The 21,455-nt window shown below is 63.0% G+C and carries 16 protein-coding genes; 4 read left to right on the forward strand and 12 right to left on the reverse strand.

The annotated features are described in order from the left end of the window. Positions 1-26: 26 nt before the first annotated feature. The 7 genes from H7B90_RS30795 to H7B90_RS30825 form a co-directional block, all read right to left on the reverse strand. A complete protein-coding gene (locus H7B90_RS30795) occupies positions 27-1,967 on the reverse strand; it encodes a GH32 C-terminal domain-containing protein (RefSeq protein WP_260411353.1) in 1,941 nt (646 codons plus the stop codon). 1 nt (position 1,968) lies between these two features. Beyond that, entirely contained in the window at positions 1,969-3,474 is a 1,506-nt protein-coding gene (locus H7B90_RS30800) for a glycoside hydrolase family 32 protein (RefSeq protein ID WP_185139736.1), read from the reverse strand. A gap of 183 nt (positions 3,475-3,657) precedes the next feature. Beyond that, positions 3,658-5,283 carry a response regulator transcription factor gene (locus H7B90_RS30805; RefSeq protein WP_185139737.1) on the reverse strand — a complete coding sequence of 542 codons (1,626 nt, stop codon included), beginning with the start codon at positions 5,281-5,283 and terminating at the stop codon, positions 3,658-3,660. A gap of 7 nt (positions 5,284-5,290) precedes the next feature. Next, on the reverse strand, positions 5,291-7,147 hold the full coding sequence (locus H7B90_RS30810; protein WP_185139738.1) for a cache domain-containing sensor histidine kinase: 1,857 nt from the start codon (positions 7,145-7,147) through the stop codon (positions 5,291-5,293). 133 nt (positions 7,148-7,280) lie between these two features. Further along, positions 7,281-8,648, reverse strand: a complete 1,368-nt coding sequence (locus tag H7B90_RS30815; protein ID WP_260411354.1) for an ABC transporter substrate-binding protein — start codon at positions 8,646-8,648, stop codon at positions 7,281-7,283. Between the two features lie 225 nt (positions 8,649-8,873). Beyond that, positions 8,874-9,452, reverse strand: a complete 579-nt coding sequence (locus H7B90_RS30820; protein ID WP_185139739.1) for a 5' nucleotidase, NT5C type — start codon at positions 9,450-9,452, stop codon at positions 8,874-8,876. 75 nt (positions 9,453-9,527) lie between these two features. Then, on the reverse strand, positions 9,528-10,058 hold the full coding sequence (locus tag H7B90_RS30825) for an HPP family protein (protein WP_185139740.1): 531 nt from the start codon (positions 10,056-10,058) through the stop codon (positions 9,528-9,530). A gap of 186 nt (positions 10,059-10,244) precedes the next feature. On the opposite strand from H7B90_RS30825, the gene H7B90_RS30830 reads away from it, so the two are divergent. The 4 genes from H7B90_RS30830 to H7B90_RS30845 all read left to right on the forward strand — a co-directional run bounded on the left by H7B90_RS30830 (position 10,245) and on the right by H7B90_RS30845 (position 14,528). Next, on the forward strand, positions 10,245-11,249 hold the full coding sequence (locus tag H7B90_RS30830) for a GntR family transcriptional regulator (protein ID WP_185139741.1): 1,005 nt from the start codon (positions 10,245-10,247) through the stop codon (positions 11,247-11,249). A 1-nt stretch (position 11,250) separates the two neighbouring features. After that, positions 11,251-12,045, forward strand: a complete 795-nt coding sequence (locus H7B90_RS30835) for a Crp/Fnr family transcriptional regulator (RefSeq protein ID WP_185139742.1) — start codon at positions 11,251-11,253, stop codon at positions 12,043-12,045. 63 nt (positions 12,046-12,108) lie between these two features. Beyond that, positions 12,109-12,660 carry a peroxiredoxin family protein gene (locus H7B90_RS30840; RefSeq protein ID WP_185139743.1) on the forward strand — a complete coding sequence of 184 codons (552 nt, stop codon included), beginning with the start codon at positions 12,109-12,111 and terminating at the stop codon, positions 12,658-12,660. A 965-nt stretch (positions 12,661-13,625) separates the two neighbouring features. Next, the gene (locus H7B90_RS30845) at positions 13,626-14,528 is read left to right on the forward strand and encodes a DUF6612 family protein (RefSeq protein WP_185139744.1); all 903 of its coding nucleotides are present in this window, start codon (positions 13,626-13,628) and stop codon (positions 14,526-14,528) included. 66 nt (positions 14,529-14,594) lie between these two features. Here the strand turns inward: H7B90_RS30845 and H7B90_RS30850 are convergent, their stop codons facing one another. The 5 genes from H7B90_RS30850 to H7B90_RS30870 all read right to left on the reverse strand — a co-directional run bounded on the left by H7B90_RS30850 (position 14,595) and on the right by H7B90_RS30870 (position 21,219). After that, the gene (locus tag H7B90_RS30850) at positions 14,595-15,830 is read right to left on the reverse strand and encodes an MFS transporter (RefSeq protein ID WP_185139745.1); all 1,236 of its coding nucleotides are present in this window, start codon (positions 15,828-15,830) and stop codon (positions 14,595-14,597) included. Positions 15,831-15,845: 15 nt separating this feature from the next. Continuing rightward, complete coding sequence (locus H7B90_RS30855) at positions 15,846-16,886, reverse strand: ROK family protein (RefSeq protein ID WP_311772845.1); 1,041 nt, start codon at positions 16,884-16,886, stop codon at positions 15,846-15,848. A gap of 293 nt (positions 16,887-17,179) precedes the next feature. After that, positions 17,180-17,623 (reverse strand): PaaI family thioesterase, encoded by a 444-nt coding sequence (locus tag H7B90_RS30860; RefSeq protein WP_185139746.1) that lies wholly within the window; start codon positions 17,621-17,623, stop codon positions 17,180-17,182. Between the two features lie 46 nt (positions 17,624-17,669). Beyond that, positions 17,670-19,349, reverse strand: a complete 1,680-nt coding sequence (locus tag H7B90_RS30865; RefSeq protein ID WP_185139747.1) for a long-chain-fatty-acid--CoA ligase — start codon at positions 19,347-19,349, stop codon at positions 17,670-17,672. Between the two features lie 73 nt (positions 19,350-19,422). Beyond that, positions 19,423-21,219, reverse strand: a complete 1,797-nt coding sequence (locus tag H7B90_RS30870) for an acyl-CoA dehydrogenase FadE (RefSeq protein ID WP_185139748.1) — start codon at positions 21,217-21,219, stop codon at positions 19,423-19,425. Positions 21,220-21,455 lie beyond the last annotated feature (236 nt).

Raw genomic sequence — 21,455 nt, forward strand, 5'->3', positions numbered from 1 at the left:
TCCGTTCATGGAATGGGGGCCTCCGTTCACGGCTCGTAGACGAAGACGTCGACCGAGGCCCGAACCTGCCCGTCGGATGTCGTCGCGGCGATGGCGGCTTGTCCCTCCTTGAGGCCGATAACGGCCGGCGCTCCCGCCTCTCCCGTCTCCACCTTCGCCACCGTCTCGTCGCTGGACGTCCATGTCAGCTCCTGCGGCGAACCGAGCGGGACGACGGAGGCCCGAAGGCGCCCGGTCCCGCCGACGGGAACGTCGAGACTGCTTGCCGAGAGCCTGATCCGGATCGGCTTCGCGCTGTCCGGGTCTTCGTCCCGCCAGATCGGCTTCATCGGATAGAAGACGGCCCTCTCCAGCTCGACGCTTCCCTTGGCCGAATAGATCTCGAGGCCGTCGCTCGTCTCGTCCGGGAACAGAATGGCCGAGAGTACCGCCTTCCCGTCGTTGGCGAACACTTCGAGCGTGCTCTCGTCCGAGTAGATTCTCAGCTTGATCCGGCCGTCTTCCGGCCGAAGCGGCGCGGAGAACGTCTCGGCGAAGCCGGCCTCGAAGGAGCTCTCCCCCGACTTCGTCCGGTCGAGCGTCAGCAGCCCGGCGGAGGCATCGTAGCGGAGAACCGTCTCCTGGCCTTCGCCCTTCCTCAGCTTGATGCCGAACTCCGCGTCCGCTTCGTCCTTCAAGGCGAACTCCGTCTCCAGCTCGAAGGACGTTCCGCGAAGGCCGGCGAGCGGGTTGGCGCCGCCGGGCTTGAGGACGGCCGCCTTCGTCTCGACGGCTTTGCCGCGAAGGGCGTCCAGCTCCCGGACCGGCCGCTGGACGAGCCGCACGCCTTCTCCGGGAACGTCCGCGAGCGCCAGCTCCCGCGGGACGGACAGGTTGCCCTTCCACGGATCGGTCGGCATGCCGAACGGATACCGCCAGTTCGACATCCAGCCGGTCCAGATGCGGCGCCCGTCCTCGGCGGGAATGTCGGAGTAGGAGACGGCGGCGTAGAAGTCCTTGCCGTAGTCGGTCCACAGCACCTTGGATGGCGGATTGTCGTTCGCGAACGTCTTCCCGTCGAACGAACCGACGAAATATTGCGCCGTCGAGCCCTTCGTCTCGGCGTTGCTGCCGATGCTGACGGTCAGCACCCACTTCTTCTCACCCGTTCCTTCGACCGGAAGCTCGAACAGGTCCGGACATTCCCACACCGCGGCGTGCGAGCCCTGATCCGCCCCGAACTCGCCGGTCTCGGTCCATTCCTTCAAGTTCTTGGAGGAATAGAAGCGGACGCGGTTATCGACCGAGACGACCATGACCCAAGACCGGGACGGCTCGTGCCAGATCACCTTCGGATCCCGGAAGTCCTTCAGTCCCGGATTCGGAATGACCGGATTGCCCTCGTATTTCGTCCACGTCCGTCCCTTATCCGCGCTATAGGCGATGCTCTGGGACTGCGTCCCGTTCCGGAAGTGGGTGAAGATCGCGACGAGCCCCGCCTTGCCGCCGAAGAAGCCGCTCGTGTCGTCGCGGTCGACGACGGCGCTTCCCGACCAGATCTCGCCGAGGGAATCGCGAACGAGGGCGACCGGCAGGTGCGTCCAGTGGATCAGGTCCGTGCTGACGGCGTGCCCCCATTGCCCGCTGTTCTGGTAGAACTGGTGGTATTCGCCTTCGAAGAACACCATGCCGTTCGGGTCGCTCAGGTTGCCCGTCTCGGGGCTGAGATGGTATTGCGGTCGGAATCTCTCGGTGTAGTAGGCGGGGTCGGTCGAAAAGGAGAATGCCGCGGGAGCCGTTCCGGCCCCCGGCTCCCCTGCGCCCGGGGCGGGCGAAGCGGACGATGAGGGCGAGGCCGCCCCCGTCGCCGCCGGTCCGGAGGCCGTCGATTCCGGCTTCTCCGCTCCGTTCCCTTGGCAGCCCGCGAGCGCCATCGCCGCCGCCACTCCCGCTATCGTCAGGTTCATGGCCCTTCTGCCTCGCCGCATGTCAGCCCTCCTCTCCGTCCCGGCCGTCGCCCAGGCTCCACAGCTTCAGGTTCGCGAAGCGGACCTCTCCGCCGACGGCCTCCAGAACGAGCGAGCGGCTCGACGTGCGAGGATAGATCCGGTTCGTGACGACTCTCTGTCCGTCGTTGACGAACAGCTCGATCGAGGACGTATCCGCGAACAGCCGAAGCTTGATCCGATCCCCGGCCGAGGGCGGCAGGACCGACGTCGAGACGCCTCCGTCCCCCATCCCCGACCGTTCCCGATCGACCGTCAGCTTCCTCTCGGCGAAGACGTACCGGATCGAGGTCACGTCCTCCTCGTCCGGCTCTCCCGTCAGCCGGATCTCCAGCTCCTTCGCGGTCGTCCCGCCAAGGTCGAGCTCCGCCAGCCACTCCATCGCCGCGGGACGGCTCCAGCTTCTCGGCCGGCCATCCTCCAGCCGAAGCTCATCGTAGGCCAGCTCCTCGCCGCGAAGAGTGTCCAGCTCCTCGACCGGAACGGATGCGAGCGTCCCGTCCGGCAGCAGCTTCAATTCCCTCGGCAGCGTCATCGCTCCGTACCACCCGCGGTTCTCCGCGATCATCTTGGAGCCCCACATGTCCATCCAGCCGATCAGGATGCGGCGCCCCTTGTCGTCGAGGAACGTCTGCGCGGCATAGAAGTCGAAGCCGTCGTCCAGCTTCCCTTGGGCTTCCGGCGTGAAGACGCCCCTCTCGTAATCCATCTCCCCGACGAGATACAGATTCTTCGTCCCCTCCATGTTCATCGGGGACAGCGCGAGCACATGCTTGCCGCCGAGCGGGAACAAGTCCGGACACTCCCACATGTCCCCTTGGGTTCCGTCGCTCTCGGCCGCCACGCCGACGTACTCCCAGTCCGTCAAGCCGGCGGACTTGTACAGCAGCGCCTGGCCGCGCCCGTTCTTGCCCGAGCCGACGACCATATACCAGCGGTCCCCGTGCCTCCATACCTTCGGGTCCCGGAAGCCGAACCGCTCGCCTTCGTCCGGAACGTCCGCGATGACCGGGTTCCCGGCGAACTTCTCGAACCGGACGCCGTCCTCGCTTGCGGCCATGCACTGCGCTTCCGTCGGCTTGCGCCCGTCCACGTGGCCCGTATAGAACAGAACGAGCTTCCCGTCGCTCTCCACGGCGCTGCCGGACCAGCAGCCGTATCCGTCCTTGTCGCCGAGATCGTAGAACTCGGACGGGGCGAGGGCGACCGGCAGGTGCTCCCACCGGACGAGATCCTTGCTTTTCGCATGGCCCCAATGCATCGGACCCCACTTGTCTCCGTACGGGTAATGCTGGTAGAACAGGTGATATTCGCCTCTATATTGAATGAGCCCGTTCGGATCGTTCATCCACCCGGACGCCGGCATGAAGTGGTACCGCAGCCGGAACGGATCCCCCTGCACGGAATCCGCCCCGGCGCGCGCCGCCTCGTCCGCCCGTCTCGTCAACGTCTCATGCGGAAGGTTCCGGCCGTTCTCCAACTCTCTCACCGATCCGCTCTCCCTTCTATCCTCGAATGCCCTCATTGTAGCCCACCGCGGCGGATAAAAATTTCACTATGCTCGGGGATATGCTTGCAAATTTCTCGCTATGACCCGCCGGCTGCTGCCGTGCGCCAACGCAAAAAGCCCCCCGTGCAGGGGGGGGGGGCGGAACCGACGGAGACAGACGGACTAGCCGGACGAGAACAGCCTGTCCCGATATTCCTTCGGACTCGTTCCGTAATGCTTCTTGAACGCGGTGCTGAAGTAGCTCGAACTCGAATACCCGACCAGCATCGCGATGTCGGTCAGCTTCAGGTCGCCTTGGCGCAGCAGCTCCTCGGCCCGCTTCATCCGCGTCGCCGTCAAGTAGTCGCTGAACGTGACGCCCGCGATCTGCTTGAACAGGCCGGACAAGTACGTCTCGTTCAGATGGAACATGGCGGCGAGCGACGAGAGGGTGAGCTCGTAGGAATAGTTCTCGTCGACGTACTTCTTCACCGCCTCCGCGAGCTGCACGCCGCCCGAAGCCCTCGTCCTCTTGACGGCTTGAACGACCTTGTCCGCCAGCCGGACGATCCGCTCCATCGCTTCCTCGCGGGACGGATAGGAGGCGATCGTCGTCTGGCAGTCCCAGAGCAGCTTCTGAAGAGCCGGATCTCCGGTCTCGAACTTCTTCGCGACGGAGCTCAGGAGCAGCAGCACCCTCAGCGCCAGGAACGTGAATTCGAACCGGGACGTGTCGGCGTCCGGGGAGAACAGCTTGCCGAGCTGCGCGCGCAGCCCGTCGGAATCCAGGTTCTCGATCGCTTGGATGAGCCTTCTCTCCGTCTCCGGCGAGAACGCCTCCTCCTGCTCGGCGATGGAGCCCGCGGCGCCGGAGATCCGGACCGTGCTCCGGCTCCACGACAGCATGCAGGAGGCGTAGCCGTTTTTCAACCGACTCAGCCCTTGAATCGGCTCGCCCAGTCCGGCCACGCTCTCCAGCCGCAAGTAGCGCTCGACGTTCCGCTTCAATTCCCGGACGAACCGCTCGCCCCTCTCCTCGCCTTCCGGCCCTTCCGGCAGAACGATCAGGAAGAACATCATGGACGAATGGCCGGCGTCGTAGAACGGGTACACCCCCTCCTGGCGATCGGCCGTCTCGCGGCACAGCAGCCGGAACGCGAGCTGCAGCAGATCGCGGCGCTCCTCGCCGTCCCCCAGCCGCCCGCTCGGAATTCTCATCTCGACCGCCGCGAACCGGGCCGTCAGCCGCTCGTCCTCGAGAATCGCAAGCCCCAGCTGCCGCGCCCGCTCCCGCGTCGCCGAGAAGCTGTACCAGTCGTCCTTCACCAGCTGAAGCAGGAACTGCTCCCGCAGCAGCTTCATCTGCCCGCTCTGCCGGTGCTCGTCCGCCCGGCTCTCGCTCTCGCGCAGCCGTTCCTGCCGCAGCTCCTCCGCCAGCTTCCCGAGAAGGGCGAGCAGCTCGCCGCGGACGACGGGCTTGAGCAGGTAATCCTTCACGCCGAGCTGAATGGCGGCCTTCATGTATTCGAAGTCGGAATAGCCCGACAGCACGACGAGGCGAAGGCCGGGATACAGCCGCTTGCACTCGCGTATGAACTCGATCCCGTCCATCTTCGGCATCCGGATGTCGGTGACGACGAGATCGGGCAGAGGGGACGATTCGGATTCCAGCAGTTGCAGCAGCTCCAACCCTTCCAAGCCGTTCGAGGCTTCCGCCGCGATCTCGAAGCCGGCCGCCTCCCAGTCGATCTTCGCCTTGATGCTGCGCCGCACGCCCGCTTCGTCGTCCATCAGCATGACTCTGTACATCGGTTGTTCAACTCCTGCTCCAGGGAAGATTCAGCGTGATCGACGTTCCCCGTCCGGGCTCCGTATCGATCTCGAAGCGGAAGCCCTCCCCGTAATTCAGTCGGCATCGGGCAAGCACGTTCCGCAATCCGATGCGGTCGCCCGTCGAATTCAGAATGGAGGCCGCATCCTTCTCCTTCTGAAGGGCGTCCCGCGCGAGGTCCGCCGCCAGCTCCGGCGCCATCCCGATCCCGTTGTCCGCGACGGTCAGCCGCAGCCGGCCGTCCGAGACGGACGAGCCGATGAACACGGACGCCGCTTCGGCCGCCCCCTTCTCGAGGCTGTACTTGACGGCGTTCTCCACGAGAGGCTGAAGAATGAACTTCGGGACGAGCGCGTCGCCCGCGCCTTCCTCCTCTTCGATCCGGAGCTCCAAGTCCTCGTCGTACCTCAGCTTCAGAATGAACAGATAATCGCGAATATAAGCGAACTCCTCGGCGACGCGGACCCGGTCCGTGTTCAGGTTCAGGGAGTATCTCATCATCTGGCCGAGCGCCTCCGCGGCGTCCATGACCAGATCCTCCCTCTTCATGGCGGCCAGTCCGCCGATGATCTCGAGGGAATTGTTGTAGAAGTGCGGATTGATCTGCAGCAGCAGCGCCTTGTATTCGGCGTTCTTGCGGCGCAGGTTCGTCTCGAACTCGGTCTCGATCAAATATTTGAGACGGTGGGTCATCTGCTCGAAGGCGTCGGTCACGAAGCCCAGCTCGCTATGGCCGGACTTGACGGACGGCATCAGCTTGAGCGCCTTGTCGAAGTCGCCGAGCTTCACCTGCCTCATCGCCCGGGCCATGCGGCTGAGCGGTCTCGTGATCCCCTTGGACAAGCCGAACGCCACGACGATGACGACGACGAGCAGCAGCCCGCTGATGAGCAGCATCGCGTTGCGGGTTTGGCGGATCTCGACGTACAGCTCGTCCTCGGGAACGATGCCGACGATCGTCCAGTTCGGTTCGGCCAGATGCCGGTAGAAAAGAAGGTAATCGGTCCCGTGTCTGCGGATCGGGATAAAGCCGGCCGGGGCGTCCGCCGTCCGGCCGCGGATCTCGCCCAGCGCGTCGCCGAGCAGCCCGCCTTCGGTTAGCGAGCCGGCCTCTTCGGTTCCATCGGGTTTAGCGGCTCCATCGGGTTCATCGGCTTCGCCAGCCTCGTTCTCCCCAAGGACGCTGCGTCCTTCGGAATCGAGCAGGAACGCTCTTCCGGTCTCGCCGAACCGGATCTTCTCCAGCGGCGCCCGCAGCAGCTCCGTCGGGTAATTGACCTTGATGACCCCCATCGTCCTCAGCGATTGAAGCTGTACGAGCGGAAGGATATAGCCGTTGATCGCCCGGCCCGCCAGAGTCTCGTCCGCTTGGTCGGGGTCGAGATGCGACCTCGTCCACTTGACGCCCCGTTCGCGGTACTCCCCGTACCATTCCCGCTCCGCGTAGCTGCGGTCCTGCCTCCAGATGCCTCCGGCGCCGTCCGCGAACACGCCGATCGAGATGCCGTTCGAGTCGTTGATCGCCAGCGAGGAGAGGAATTCCTTCATTCTCCGCTTGGAGAGCAGCTTCTCTCCGGGGGACAGCTCGTCGTTGCGCAGGCCGGCCAGCCATTCCTGCGCGATCGGGCTGCCCAGCACTTGGTTGCCGGTGTCCTCGACCTGGGTCAGAAGAGTGTCGATATGCGAGGCGTACTGCTCGATCGTCTGCGACGTCGACACTTCGACGGAGCTCTGGATGGACTTCGCGGACCGGTCCGTCAGCGTATAGACGAGCACCGTGAACGGAACGATCAGCAGGATGGAGAACGCGGCCATTAACCGGCTGCGAAGCGAATACAGCATGCGGAACGCCCCCCGGATCATCGAACGAGCAAGAAGAGACGATCCGCGTACGGCCGTCTCTTCCCGCTAGGAATGGGATTCATATACATGAGCTGGTTAAAGCACTATTAAAGCGATAAAGCGCGATTAACGGTTATTTCGCTTGGGACTGAAGGTCCGCGTACGCCTTGTCGATCTTCTTGATCGCGTCCGCCGCGGCGGCGTCGATATTGCGCTTGCCGATCGTCACGTCCTCGAACAGCTTGTTGACCGCTTCGGACATCTGCGGGAAGATCGGCGTCACCGGACGGGAACGGCCGAACTTCTGGTTCTGCACGACGAAGACGTTCTTCGGATATTCGCTGAGCTCCGGATACTCCTTCGCCACCGAATAGCGGACCGGAATGTCCTTCGTGATCGACGTGTACGTCTTCTGGCCGTCGTGGCCCGTCACCCAGTTCACGAACTTCCAGGCTTCGTCCGGGTGTTTGCTCTTGGAGGAGACGGCCAGCGCCCAGCTTCCGTTGGCGACGGCCTGCTTCGTTCCTTTCGGCAGCGGCGCGATGTCCCAGTCCTCGCCGAGCTTGAAGTCCGGGAACTTGTCCGCGTAGTAGGACAGCGACCACGAGCCGTCGACGGTCATGGCGAGCTTGCCGTTCGGGAACGGGTCCGGCGGATACTCGAGCGCGGACACTTTGTCCTTATTATACAGATCGGAGAAAAACTGCAGCGCCTTCTTCGTCTCGGGGGAATCGAGATACCCTTTGGACGTCGTGCCGTCCGCGCTCATCACCTCGCCGCCGAACTGCCAGATGATCGGGTATTTGAAGTAAGCCGTCGCCCCGGCGTTCTGGAAGCCTTGGGCCGGGTCGATGCCGTAGACGCCCTTCGCCGGATTCGTCAGCTTCTTCGCCGCGTCCAGCACCTGGTCCCAAGTCATCGGCTCCTCCGGATTCTTGGAAGGAAGCGGAATGCCGGCCGCCTCGAACATCTTCTTGTTGTAGAACAAGGCGATCGACGACTCGGTGAGCGGCGCCATATAGATCTGGTTCTGGTACGTATAGGCGGACATCGTCGTCTCGGGGATATCCTGCAAGTCGCCGTCCGCCTTGAAGTAATCGGTCAGAGGCTTGAGAGCGCCGGCCTGCGCGTAGGAGGCCATGTTCGGCGCGTCGATCGCCATGATGTCGGGCGGGTTGCCCGACGCGATGGAGGTTCTCAGCTTCGTGTCGTAATCGGCGTACGGAATCGGGCTCATCTGCACCTTGATGTTCGGGTACTTCTCCATGAACGAGGCGACCAGCTTGTCGTAGGCCGAATTCTCGGCGTCGTTGCCGGAGTTGCGCCAGAATTGCAGCGTCACCTTCTCCTCCTTCGCCGGCTTGCTCGCGCCCGCGCCCGCGGAAGCGTCCGCCGAAGGAGATGCCCCTCCCTCATTCCCGCCGTTCGAGCCGCATCCGGCCAGCAGGCCGACGGTCAGCAGCGCGCTCGCGGCGACGGCCATGGCTTTGTCGTGTCTCAAGCGAATAACCCCTCTCTGTTAGGTTGTAAGTCTTCGATGTTCGTATCGTACCAGACGAGAGAGCGCTTAAAATTCATTATCCTCTGATTCCGACTTGCAAAATAATCGGGTCTCCCCGGCGGGCGCGCCCCGTCCGGGCACCCAGCAAAAAATCGCCCGGCGGCCAAGCCGGCGATACCGCCGGACGCCGCAAGGCGATCCCGATTGGCAAGTCGCGGAGGAGCGTCATCCCTCCGCCGGATGGTTCTTCACGATCTCCAGCAGCTCGTCCCAAGACGTGATCCGCGGAATGTCCAGATGCCGGTTGTAGGAGTTGTCCCTCACGTACACCTGCAGCGACAAGTCCGAGAGCGTATCGAGCACCGCCGGCTTGTCGTCGAAGTAATAATCGAGCCCCAGCTTCCGGATAATATGGACCTTCTCGGCGTCGCCCATCCCGCAGTAGAAGCGCCCTTCCTCGACCGGGAAGCCCGCCTTCTCGATCCACTCCCGCGTCCGCTCGCAATGCTCGGGAGCTCTCGCGGTGATGTAGTACACCTCGTGCCCTTGGCGCACCAGCTCCTGAAGCGCCTCCACCGCGCTCGGGAACGGCGGGCAATCCGTATAGTAAATCTCGTCCCGCAGACTGTTCCACATCCGCCCGCCCTCTTCGGCCGTCAAGCCGAACAGCTCGTGGATCGGAACGGTCGTCAGCTCGTTGAATCGCTCGATCTCCACGTTCCGGTTCAGCTTCGCGTTGTACAGCCGGAAGGCGTGCTCCCTCAATTGAATCAAAGTATCGTCGATGTCGAACCCGAATTTCATGGCTGGTCTCCTTATCCGCTTGTCGGAATTGCTTCCATTTTAACAGATTCGTCGAGGCCATGCCGGAACGATCGCTCAAAACCAGAAAGTCGGATATCGCCGCTTCCGGTTCAGGTTGTTGACGATCAGGGCGAGCGCGGCGATGGAAGCCGCCCCCAGCAGCACCGGGGCCAGCAGGAAGGACCAATCGCTGCCCGCCATCATGACGACGAGCGGATTCGCTCCGGCGGGAGGATGCGTCGTCTTGGTCAGAATCATCGCCGCGATCGCCAGGCCGACGGCGAGCGCCATGCAGACCGGCCCTCCGCCCAGAAGATGATAGACCGCCAGCCCGACGATCGCGGACACGACGTGCCCTCCGACGATGTTGCGGGGCTGCGACAGCGGGGCGTCCCACAATCCGAACGCGAGAACGCAGCTGGCTCCGAACGGGGCCATGATCCACGCCTCGGACGACCATTCCGTCAAGAGCCCCAGAAGCCCGATCGCCACGAACCCGCCGGCGAATCCCATCCACGCGTTAGCCGGAGCGATCTTCAAGGGGCTTCGGCCTTGCCCTTTCATTTTCCCCACGTACGCCATGATCGCCTTGCTTAAGGTCGCCATCGAAATCCCCTCCAGGATATATGTATAATTACCTAGTTAACCAGTTATTATGTTAAAATGGCTGCGTTCGGTTGTCAACGAGGATTTGCAGCGGCTATGCTTCGAGATAAAAGAAAGGGTTGGTCAACCGTTCTCCCCGATGTAGAATAGATAATAAATAGTTCACTATGCAAATGGGGTGTCCGAATGGAGTCCGACGAACTGATTCTCCAGGTCGATCCTCACCTGACGTTCAGCGTCAACGCCCAGATCAAGGAGCAATTGAAGTGGCTGATCGGAACCGGCCGGATCCAGCCGGGAGACCGGCTGCCTTCGGCGAATCAGCTGGCCGACTCGCTCGGCATCAACCGGAACACGGTCAACCTCGTGTATACCCAATTGCGGGACGAGGGGCTCCTCGACATGCACAAGGGCCGGGGAACCGAAGTCCGGAGCGGAGCCAAGATCGACCGGCTGCGGTCGGACCGGGAGCCGATGAGCCGGCTGGCGGAGAAGACCGTCGAAGAGGCCGAACGAATGGGGATCGATCCGACGGCTTTCTTCACGGCGGGGCTGGCCTACATTCTGCTTCGCGATACGGGCGCCTCCTCGCGGGTTCGCCTCCTCTTCGTCGAGTGCCGGCAGCACGACCATCCCTTCTACCGAAGGGAGATCGAGCGGGTTATGGGCGGCGACGTCCGCACCGTTTTCCTGGAGGATCTGCCTGCGGACAGCGGCCGGATCGCCGACCTGCTGGCCCAGACGGACCTCGTCGTGACGACGCTTAACCATGCGGAGGAGACGAAGGAGCTGTTCGGACGCTACGACCGGAAGGTGCTGGTCATCGGCGCGACCGTCGAAGCCGCCGCGCTTCTCGACATCGCCCGGCTCGAAGCCGGCTCGAGCGTCGGGTTCGTCTGCCTGGGCCGCGCCGGGGGCGAATGGATGGCCGGGCGGGTCCGGGACGCCGGCATCGCCCATATCCGGGCGGAGAGCGTCGGCTTGGACGAAGGCGAGCGGCTGGAGAGCTGCCTCGCCAATGCGGACAAGGTATACGCATCCGGCGCCGTATTCGATGAGCTGAAGGCCAGGGCCGCGGACAAGGTCGAGCTCTACCCGATGAAGCTCGAGATGAGCAGCGAGAGCCTGCTGGAGGAATGGGCCGCATCGGCCGGTCCGGGCGGGCGGCCCCGCGAGAACGGGGGACGATGATATGCAGCCGAACACGCGACAGAACGCGCAGCAGAACATGGAACAAGACAGGCAACAGGACATGCGACAGAACTTGCGCCAAGACCATTCCGGCCGCGATGCCCGCGTTTCCCTCGAAGCCCTGACCGCCGCGTTTCCTTTCTTCGGCTCGCTTCCGGCGGACGAGTGGACTTCCGCCCAGCCCCGGCTCAAGTCGTTCCCGGCCGGTTCGTCCTTGTTCCGCGGGGAGGACTCTTCCAAGTTCGCGGTTTTCCTGCTGGAGGGGACGGTCAGCATCTCCACGGTGACCGACGGCGGCCGCGAAGCGGTGACGGCCCGTTTGTCGCCCGGCGACATCTGCTCGCTTATGGTGCTCAGCGGACTTAGCGATCGCGAATATCCCGGCGCCATGATCGCGGATTCCGAAGCGACGGCCCTCTTCGTCGCGAAGGGCTCATTCCTTCGCTGGATCGGTCAATACGACGCGATCCGCACCGCGGTGTTCGGCAATCTGCTGGACGGCTTCATCCGGGTAGGCAGCCTCCTGGCCGGCAAGCTGTCGCTGCCGATCGAATCGCGGCTCGCCGAGACGCTCCTTCGCCATACGTCCGAGCGGGAACCGGCCGCCCGGATCACCCACCGGCAGCTGGCCGCCGAGCTCGCGACGGCTCGCGAAGTCGTCAGCCGGGCGCTGGGCCGCATGCAGCGGCAAGGTTGGGTATCGACGCGGCGGGGATGGGTCCGGGTCCTTCGGCGGGACGCGCTGGAATCGCTCGTCGGTGACTCGGTCACAGATGAAGCCGGCCTCCCTTGGTAAGGTAGAATCAGCCGTCGCGAGAAGGCGCGGCCGAATAGCCCATACTTGGAGGTCGACCCCATCATGACCGATTATTTGTCCAACGGCAGCCCCGCTCCCGACTTTACGTTCCCGGATATGGACGGGAATCCGCTCCGATTGTCCGATCTGCGGGGCCGCAAGGTATTGCTCGCGTTCTTCCGCAACGCCGCCTGCGCGTTGTGCAATCTGCGGGTGCGTCAATTTATCCGCCGCTTCGACGAATGGCGGGCGCAAGGGCTTGAAGTGATCGCGGTGTTCGAATCCGCGGACGAGAGCGTGTCGCGGTACGTCGGCCGGCAGGAGGCGCCGTTCCCGATCGTCTCCGACCCGCAGGCGGAGCTCTACGGACTGTACGGAGTCGAAGTGTCCGAAGAGAAGACGCAGGCGACGATCGCCGATCCGGGAACGCAGGCGTACGTGGCCGAAGCGGCACGCGAAGGGTTCGCCTTGACGACGGAAGAAGGCTCCAACTTCAACCGGATTCCGGCCGAGTTCCTGATCGACGAGGACGGAATCGTTCAAGTCGCCCATTACGGCGAGAAGATCACGGATCACCTGCCGCTGGAAGCGATCGACCGGTTCGCCGCCCGCTGACCCCCGCTCCGGACGAGAAAGGCCTTAACGTCCCCCGAAGAGGGCGTTAAGGCCTTCGTTTTCCGCCAATTTGTTTGCTCGTTTTCCGGGTTTCCACTAGTTTACCTCAGCCATTGAGTCACTTTTGCTCATTCCCCGGTTATCCGCCAATTTGTCTCAGCCACTGAAGTACTTTTGCTCGTTCTCCGGGTTTCCACTAATTTACCTCAGCCATTGAGTCACTTTTCCTCGATCCCCCGGATTTCCGCCAGTTTGTCTCAGCCACTGAGGTACTTCTGCTTGTTCATCGAGGCTCTAACACTTCAATATGTTCCCGGGCCTCCCCTTCGCCTTCCATTACATTAACCCCCGAACGGCGGACGGAGGATGTTGCAGTTCCACAAGACGGATTTTTCCGCTTGTTACTGCCCGAATGATCCCCGCGCAGCTCAACAAGACGGTTTTTTCCGCTTGTTGCTGCCCTTGCAGGTCTAGCTCAGCCCGACAAGACGGTTTTTTCCGCTTGTTAGTGCCCGTACGAGCCCAACGCAGCTCAACGGACGGTTTTTTCCGCTTGTTGCTGCCCTTGCAAGCCAAACCCGGCCCGACAAGACGGTTTTTTCCGCTTGTTGTCACGCTGGCAGGTCCAGCGCCCCCCGGCAGGACAGGTTTAGCCGCTTATTCGGCCATGCCGGAAGCAGGGGGTACGATGCGGACGGGAGCTTGCGATTCGGGACTTACGAGGCCCGAATGGTACCCAAGGCGGACCGCAAGGTCTCATTCTTCCCGCGACATCTCGTTCCTTCGTACCGGTTCTCCTAAATTGTTCCTAAAATTGAATCCTTTTTTCCATTCCCCGTGCTATAATTCCCTCTCGTTGGCAACATTCGATCCGATTCAGGCTTCGGATGCGGCCGGCTAGTCTCGCGAAGGCGATTGATAGAGAGACAGGCAATCGTCGAATTCAACCTAGAGGAGAGAGTTACTTGAGAACGAAACGCTACGCTATTGGAATCGCAGCCCTGCTGGCCGTTACGATGCTTGCGGCCTGCGGCAAGAACGACAACAAGCCCGCGGAATCCCCATCGGCTTCGCCGTCCGCGTCCGTATCCGCATCCCCGTCGGCTTCCGCGCCGGCATCCCCGTCCGCTTCGGCCCCGAGCGCGGAGAACTCGAAGCTGTCGGCAGCCGAAGTATTCGACAAGACGATCGAGGCCTTGAAGCCGATCAACAGCTATAACTTGTCGTCCAAAATCAGCCAAAAGATGACGCCGGCGAACGCGGAGACGATCACGAACGACATCTCGATGGACATGGATCTCGTGAACAGCCCTCTGTCCTTCAAGCAACTGACCAATATTACCTCGAACGGCGTCGCGCAGAACGTGGAGATGTATTACACGAAGGACGGCATGATCATGAAGGATCCCTCGTCCGGCACTTGGATGAAGCTTCCGCAGGAGCAAACCGACGCCGCGCTCGCGGGCATGAACCAGGACGACATCAATCCTTCCAAGGAGATGGAAGGGCTGAAGCCGTACGCCGGCGACCTGAAGCTGGAGGAGACGGATAAGGCCTACATCGTCAAGCTGGACGCGTCCGGCGAGAAGTTCAACGAGTTCGTCCGTCAGAAAGCGCTCGAGAACCTGCAGAACCTGGCGTCGGAGAACCCCGACTTCAAGATTCACAAGGTCGACTACGCCTTCACCATCGATAAACAGACGTATCTCCCGATCTCCGCGGACATCAACATGAACTTCGACATGGAGTTCTCCGGACAGCAGATGGCCGTCGACCAGAAGATCGCGATCGACTATTCCAAGTTCAACGAGATCAAGGAAATCGTTCTTCCGGATGAAGCCAAATCGGCCGTGGGAGCCTCCCAATAAGCCGAGCCGATGCGTCATCCGCGCCCAGACGCTTGCCGATCCAAGGCAAGCGTCTTTTTTTGTCCCTTAGATGACCTCGCCCCGCCTGCGCAGAATAACGTAGAGCAGCACGCAGCAAGCCGAGCACAGCAGAGCCATCGCGGCGATGAACACGTAGCCGGCCTGCAGGCCGACGATCTGGCTGTCCCCGCCGCCTTGGCCCGCGACGATCCGGCGGACGAAGTCGATGATATAGCCGATGACGAGGTTCCCGACGAAGCTGGCGATGCCCATCAGCGTCACGGTGAACGTGATCGCGGTGTCCGTCCCCTTCGGATAACGCTTCGCGATCATCGCCATGACCGTCGGGTAGATCGGCGAGATGCCGACGCCCGCCACGGCGAACAGGACGGCGGCCGGCTCGCCGATCGCGATCGCCGCCAGGCTGCACAGGCCGGAGAAGGCCGAGAAGATCATCACGGACAGCGTGTACCCGATCTTATCCGTGACCGGTCCGAGGAACAGCCGCGCCAGCATGAAGAAGAGGAAGAATACGGACAGCATGCCGGAAGCGTCGGTCGACGACCAACCGTACGCCTTCTCCAGGAAGTTGACCAGCCAGCTGCCGACGGCGAGCTCGGAGACGACGCCGAACGACAGAATCGCCACGATGAGCCAGGCGATCGGATCGCGGGAGAGCACGCGCAGCGACACCCGGTCCTCCTTCGCGTGGACTTCGCCCGGGAACTTCCCGAGCAGCGACGGGATGATCGGCAGCAGCGACAAGCTGAGCATGATCAGATACATCCCGCGCCAGCCGAGCTCTCCTCCTCCCCCCATATGCCACCCCATCATGGAAGCCGCGATCAGCGGAGCTACCGTCGAGCTGAGCCCATAGAAGAAGTGGGCGAGATTCATCATCGTCCCCGTGTTCTTGGTGAAGATGCGGGCGGCCATGATCGCGAGGCCGATCTCGAGCATCCCGTTGCCGATATACATAAGAAAATAAGAGGCCGACAGCGCCGCGTAGTTGGCGGATACGTACATGAGCACGCCGGAGACCGCCATCGACCCGAACGCGAGAATGCCCGTCGCCTTGACGCCGATCCTTGCCGACAAGGCGGACGTGAACGAGCATGCGACCAGATAGCCGAGCGAATTAAGCGCGAGCAGGACGCCGAGCTGCGCCTCGTTCAAGCCGAAGTCGGCCTGCATCCGCGGGATGGCGGGGCCCTTCACGTTCTCGGAGAAGCCGAAGACGAGGAACCCGCCGAAGACGACGAACAACAGAATGACGTAGTTTGACTTCACATTTTTGACCAACCGTATGCTTCCTCCCTAATGTTCCTTCGCCATCAGAAGATCCAGCGCGAGCCGCTGGAGTCCAAGAAGATAGTCCTGCGTCCAATCGCTGGCGACGAGCCGCGGAAGGTGCTCCGCCGGCACGTACTCCGCGCCCTTCGCGGCGATCGCGGCGAGCGTCTCTCCGCTCGCTTCCTCCCGGTTGAAGACGACTTCCCCCGGGTTCAGAATCGCCGCCAGCGAAGCGACCAGCCGGGCGATCGCCTCCACGGCCCCCGGCGGCAGCGGGTCTCGCCCGCGGCCCGGCCCTCCTTCTTCGTCCAGCGCCCGCTCGAAGCTTCGGTCCCGGTCCAAGGGAACGAAGCTGACCTCCCCGGAGAAAAAGGTGCTGCCCCGAACGACGTCCCCGTTCACGAGAAGACCCGCGCCGGGACCGTTCTTGCCGAGGTACAGGTAGACGACCGGCGGGCCGGCCGTCCCCCCGCTCCGGTCGCGATAGCCGATGACGGCCGCGTTCATGTCGTTCTCGACGACCGCCGGCATCGACAGGCGCTCTTCGAAATACGCGGCCAGATCGAAGTCCCGGAACTTCCCGTAGTCCGGGATATGGAACGCGCGCCCTCCGTTCACGGCCCCGGGCACGCCGATCGCCGTCGCCCCGATCTTCGGATAAGCCCGAACGATCTCCCGAACGAGTTCGGCCAGCGCGTCCGGGCCTTCGTCCAGCACGCTCGCCCGCCGCCCCCGCTCCTTGACGTCTCCCAGGCAGTCGAACACCGCGAACACCGTCTCGTCGCGCTCGAGGAACACGGCGAGGCCGAGCACGTGCTCCGGATTCATCGCGTAGCGAAGCGCCCTTCTCCCGCCGCTGGATTCGTCGAGCCCGACGACCTTCGCCTCCCCGTCCTTCACCATCCGGTCGAGCAGCTTGCCGACCGTCGGGAAGCTGATGCCGGCGCTGCGGCTCAGCTCCGCCTTCGTGGCGCTGCCGAGCCGCAGCAGCTTCAGCCGGACCGCCTTCAGCATCGCCAGCCGCATCGCCTGCGGGTTCGCCGCGCCGCCTTCCGTCTCGAACACCTGCGGACCCTCTCCTTCTTTCGATGCCTCGACACTTTTTAAACGCGTTTAATAAGTATGTTTAGCATAACACGATTTTTCGCGTTGGAGAATCTCTTTTTCTGTCGCATCCTTGTTGCGCTAACCTGGGCGGGTTCTTTTCGTTTCAAGGATGTCGGCAGCGCAAGCAAGGTCATCCCCCGCATAACGGCTTCCTGCAACGAATATTTCATGGGCATCCCCTCCAATCGGAGGCGATACGATTCCACCCAAGTAAAAACGAGAGCCGCCCCCGTCAAGAGCGGCTCTCTTCCTTATGGCGATTCCGGCTTCCGGTCCATCACCCGGAACGTTCCCGTCCCGAAGGCGAGCAGCTCGCCGCCTTCCGTCCGCACGAACGCCTGCGCGTTCATCGACTTGCGCGTCGCGTGCAGCAGCTCCGCCGTCACGAGAATGCGTCCTTCGCTCGCCGGCGCGACGTAGTTCAAGTTCAGATTCGTCGTCACGACGTTCTCCCGCGGCCTCAAGATCATAACGACGAGCCCCATCGCGGAATCGATGAGCGTCGCGTGCACGCCGCCATGCAGAATGCCGATCAGATTGAGCAGCTGCGGCTTGATGTCGAGCGCGACGGTCACCGTCTTCCCGTCCCAGCCCGCGAATTCGCAGCCGAGCAGCCCCCAGAACGTCGATTCCCCTTGCTTCTGCCATCTCTCGAATTGCTTCTCCAACTCTTCGGCCGGATTCCCGATATCCATGCGGCCGCCTCGCCTCCCTGTCGCTGCCGACGAGCCTTCCTTCCCGTTACGAGCTCATCGGCCGTCCGTCGTCTTCTTCGATCAGCTTGCGCCGCAGCACCTTGCCCGCCATCGTCTTCGGAAGCGCTTCCCGGAACTCGTAGATTTTCGGAACCTTGTACGCCGCCAGCTTCTCCTTGCACCAAGCCTTCAGCTCCGCCTCCCCGGCGGCCGCCCCCGGCTTCAGCACGATATAAGCCTTGACCGTCTCGCCCCGATACGGATCGACGACGCCGGCGACGGCCGCCTCCTCCACGTCCGGGTGCTCGAACAGCACCTCCTCCACTTCCCTCGGGTACACGTTGTAGCCCCCGGCCAGAATCAGGTCCTTGCGCCGGTCCAGAATGGCGAAGTAGCCCTCTTCGTCCATCCGCCCCAAGTCGCCGGTCAGCAGCCACCCGTCCCGCAGCACCCGTTCCGTCTCGCCCGGGCGGTTCCAGTACCCCCGCATCACCTGCGGGCCCTTCACCGCCAGCTCGCCGATCTCGCCGGGAGCCGCGTCCTCGAACGTCTCGGGGACGACGATCTTCGCGTCCGTGTCGGGGAACGGGATGCCGATGGTTCCGTTTTTGCGCCGTCCCCAGATATTGTTCGCGTGCGTCACCGGAGACGCTTCCGTCAGCCCGTAGCCCTCGATGAGCCGCCCGCCCGTCAGCTCCTCGAACCTCGTCTGCACGTGTTGGGGCAGCGGAGCCGCCCCGCTGATGCAGTAGTTGATCGAGGAGAGATCGTAGTCCCCGACCTTCGGGTGGTTGATGATGGCGATGTACATCGTCGGCGCTCCCGGGAAGACGGTCGCCCTCTTCCTGCGGATCGTTCTCAACACTTGATTGACCTCGAACCGGGGCACGAGCAGCAGGGTGCCCGCCGTATAGATGCCCAGATGGAGCAAGCACGTCAGCCCGAACACGTGGAAAAAAGGCAAAGCAGCCAAATACCGTTCCTTCGCCTCCTCGGTCTTGTAGCACCAGGCCCGGCTTTGCACCGTGTTGGCGATCAGGTTGCGGTGGGTCAGCATGACGCCCTTGGCCAGCCCGGTCGTTCCTCCCGTGTACTGGATGAGCGCCAGGTCGTTCTCGGCGTCGACCTCCATGTCCGTCGGGTCGTCGGGCGCCTCCTTCAGCAGCTTGCGGAACGAGAGCACCTTGTCGTCGTAGACGATCCGGACCGCCTTGCCGTCCTTCTTCTGCTTCAGGGCGAACAGGACGTTTTTGGGGAAAGGAAGGTAGTCCTGTATCGAAGTTACGATGATTTTCTCAAGGGAAGACTTCTCCATCGCTTCGCGGACCCGCCCGAGAAGCTGGTCCAGGGCGACGATCAGCCTCGCTCCCGAGTCCTTCATCTGATGCTCCAGCTCCCGCGGCATGTAGAGCGGGTTCGTCATGACGACGACCGCCCCCGCCATCAGGGAGCCGTAATACGCGATGACCGCCTGCGGGCAATTCGGCAGCATGATGGCGACGCGGTCGCCCCGCCGAATGCCGAGCTTCGGCAGGACGTTCGCGAAGCGTCTCGCGGCGGCCAGCAGCGACCGGTAGGAGATTCGCTTGCCCAGGAAGTCGAGGGCGATCCCCTTCGGATGCTTCAAGGCGGAATCGGTCAGGAAGTGGGCCACGTTCCGGTTCGGGTACGCGCACGTAGGCGGAACTTCTGCAGGATACTCCTGTAACCAAGGTCTGTCCGGCATCGCCGACACCTCATTTACGCAAAGTGGGTTGCAGAAAAGCCTGTCGCTTGACGCTTCTCTCCCTCTCCGTCGGTCACACGACGTATCTCTCGGCTTCGATCACCCGGGCGGCGATCTCGCGCTTCAGGCCCAGCACGTTCGCTTGGGTCCGGCGGGTCAGCTTCTTCAGGACGGACAGCTGGGTGCGGAGCGTGTCGCCGGATTCCATCGCCGCGAGCGCCTCCTTCGCCCACGCCTCGATGCGGCCGAACTCCTCGTGGACGAACACGGTCGCCATGGCGATCGCGTGCCGTTCCTTGTCCTCCCCGTTCTTCGCGATCCGCTTGCGGGCGCGCAGCAGGGCGCTCTCCATCGCGAAGGCCGAGATCATGATGTCCGCCAGATGGCTCAGAACCTCTTGCTCCTGCTCCAGCTTCGTCTGGTACTTCTGCACGGCTTGCGCGCCGACGAACAGGAAGATCTTCTTCGTCATGTTCAGCATATGCGCTTCCTGCTCCAGAACGCCCTCGAACCATTGCCCCGCCGATTGAAGCTCCATCAGCTCGGCCTGCAGCCCCATCGCCTTCTGCATGAGAGGCAGCTCGCCCTTAAGCGCCCGCTTCACGAGCGTGCCCGGAATAAGCATGCGGTTGATCTCGTTCGTCCCTTCGAAAATCCGGTTGATCCGCGAATCCCGGTACATGCGCTCGATCTTGTATTCCTGGATAAAGCCGTAGCCTCCATGGATCTGGACGCCTTCGTCGACGACGAAGTCCAGCGTCTCCGAGCCGAACACCTTGTTGATCGAGCATTCGAGCTGGTATTCCGCGATCGCCTTGGCGGCCTGCAGGCCGGCGTTGTCCGCGCCTCCTCCTTGGCCCACGTCGGCGAGCCCCTCGTCGAACAGCCCGGCCGTCCGGTACACCATGCTCTCCAGCGCGAACGTGCGGACGTTCATCTCCGCGAGCTTCTTGCCGATGAGCGGGAAGGACGAGATCGGGCGGCCGAACTGGACGCGTTCGTTCGCGTAACGCGCCGCCAGCTCGATGGCGTCCTTGGAGGCGCCGACCGCCCCCGCGGCCAGCTTGAAGCGGCCGATGTTGAGGATGTTGAAGGCGATGAGATGGCCCTTGCCGACTTCCCAGAGCAGGTTCTCCGCCGGCACGCGGACGTCCTCCAGGATGAGCGGGCAGGTGGACGAGCCCTTGATGCCCATCTTCTTCTCCTCCGGCCCGACGCTGACGCCCGGCATCGTCCGCTCGACGATGAACGTGCTGAAGTCGGTGCCGTTCACCTTCGCGTACACGATGAAGACGTCCGCGAAGCCCGCGTTCGTGATGAACTGCTTCGTGCCGTTCAGCACGTAGTGGCTGCCGTCCTCGGACAGGACAGCCGTCGTGCGAGCTCCGAGCGCGTCGGAGCCGGAGGACGGCTCGGTCAGGCAGTACGCCGCCAGCTTCTCCCCGGACGCGAGGGCCGGGAGGTACTTGCGCTTCTGCTGCTCGTTGCCGAAGTAGACGATAGGCAGCGTGCCGATGCCGACGTGCGCTCCCACCGACAGGGCGAACGACGACGCCTGTGTCAGCTTCTCGGTGATGAGCGTCGTGCTCACCTTGTCGAGGCCGAGGCCGCCGTACGCTTCCGGGACGTCCGCCCCGAGCAGGCCGATCTCCCCGGCTTTGCGCAGCTTCTCCACGGTCAGCTCGTAATTCAGCTTCTCGATCTCCTCGTCGTGCGGCGCGATCTCCGTCTGGACGAAGTCCTCCGTCGTCTGCGCGATCATGCGCTGCTCCTCGGTGAAGTCCTCGGGCGTGACGATCCGCTCGCAGCCGATGTCCTCGATGATGAAGCTGCCGCCCCGCACCTTTTCCCCGCTTAACGTTCCGCTCATCGCCGATCTCTCCTTTTCATGTGGAAAATGAACCTTACCTCCGTGGCGCCTCCGCCTCGTATGCGCCCCTCTGTAACCGGAGTCTCGCCGCTCGTCCTCTCTAACCTCCATTTTGGAGGTTACAGCGCCTGAGTCTCGCTGCTCGCCCTCTCTAACCGCCATTTTGGCGGTTACAGCGCCGAAGTCTCGCTATCCGCACTCTCTAACCGCCATTTTGAGGCTGTCGATTCATTGTG

The sequence above is a fragment of the Cohnella xylanilytica genome (assembly GCF_014212175.1).
GTDB lineage: Bacteria > Bacillota > Bacilli > Paenibacillales > Paenibacillaceae > Cohnella > Cohnella xylanilytica.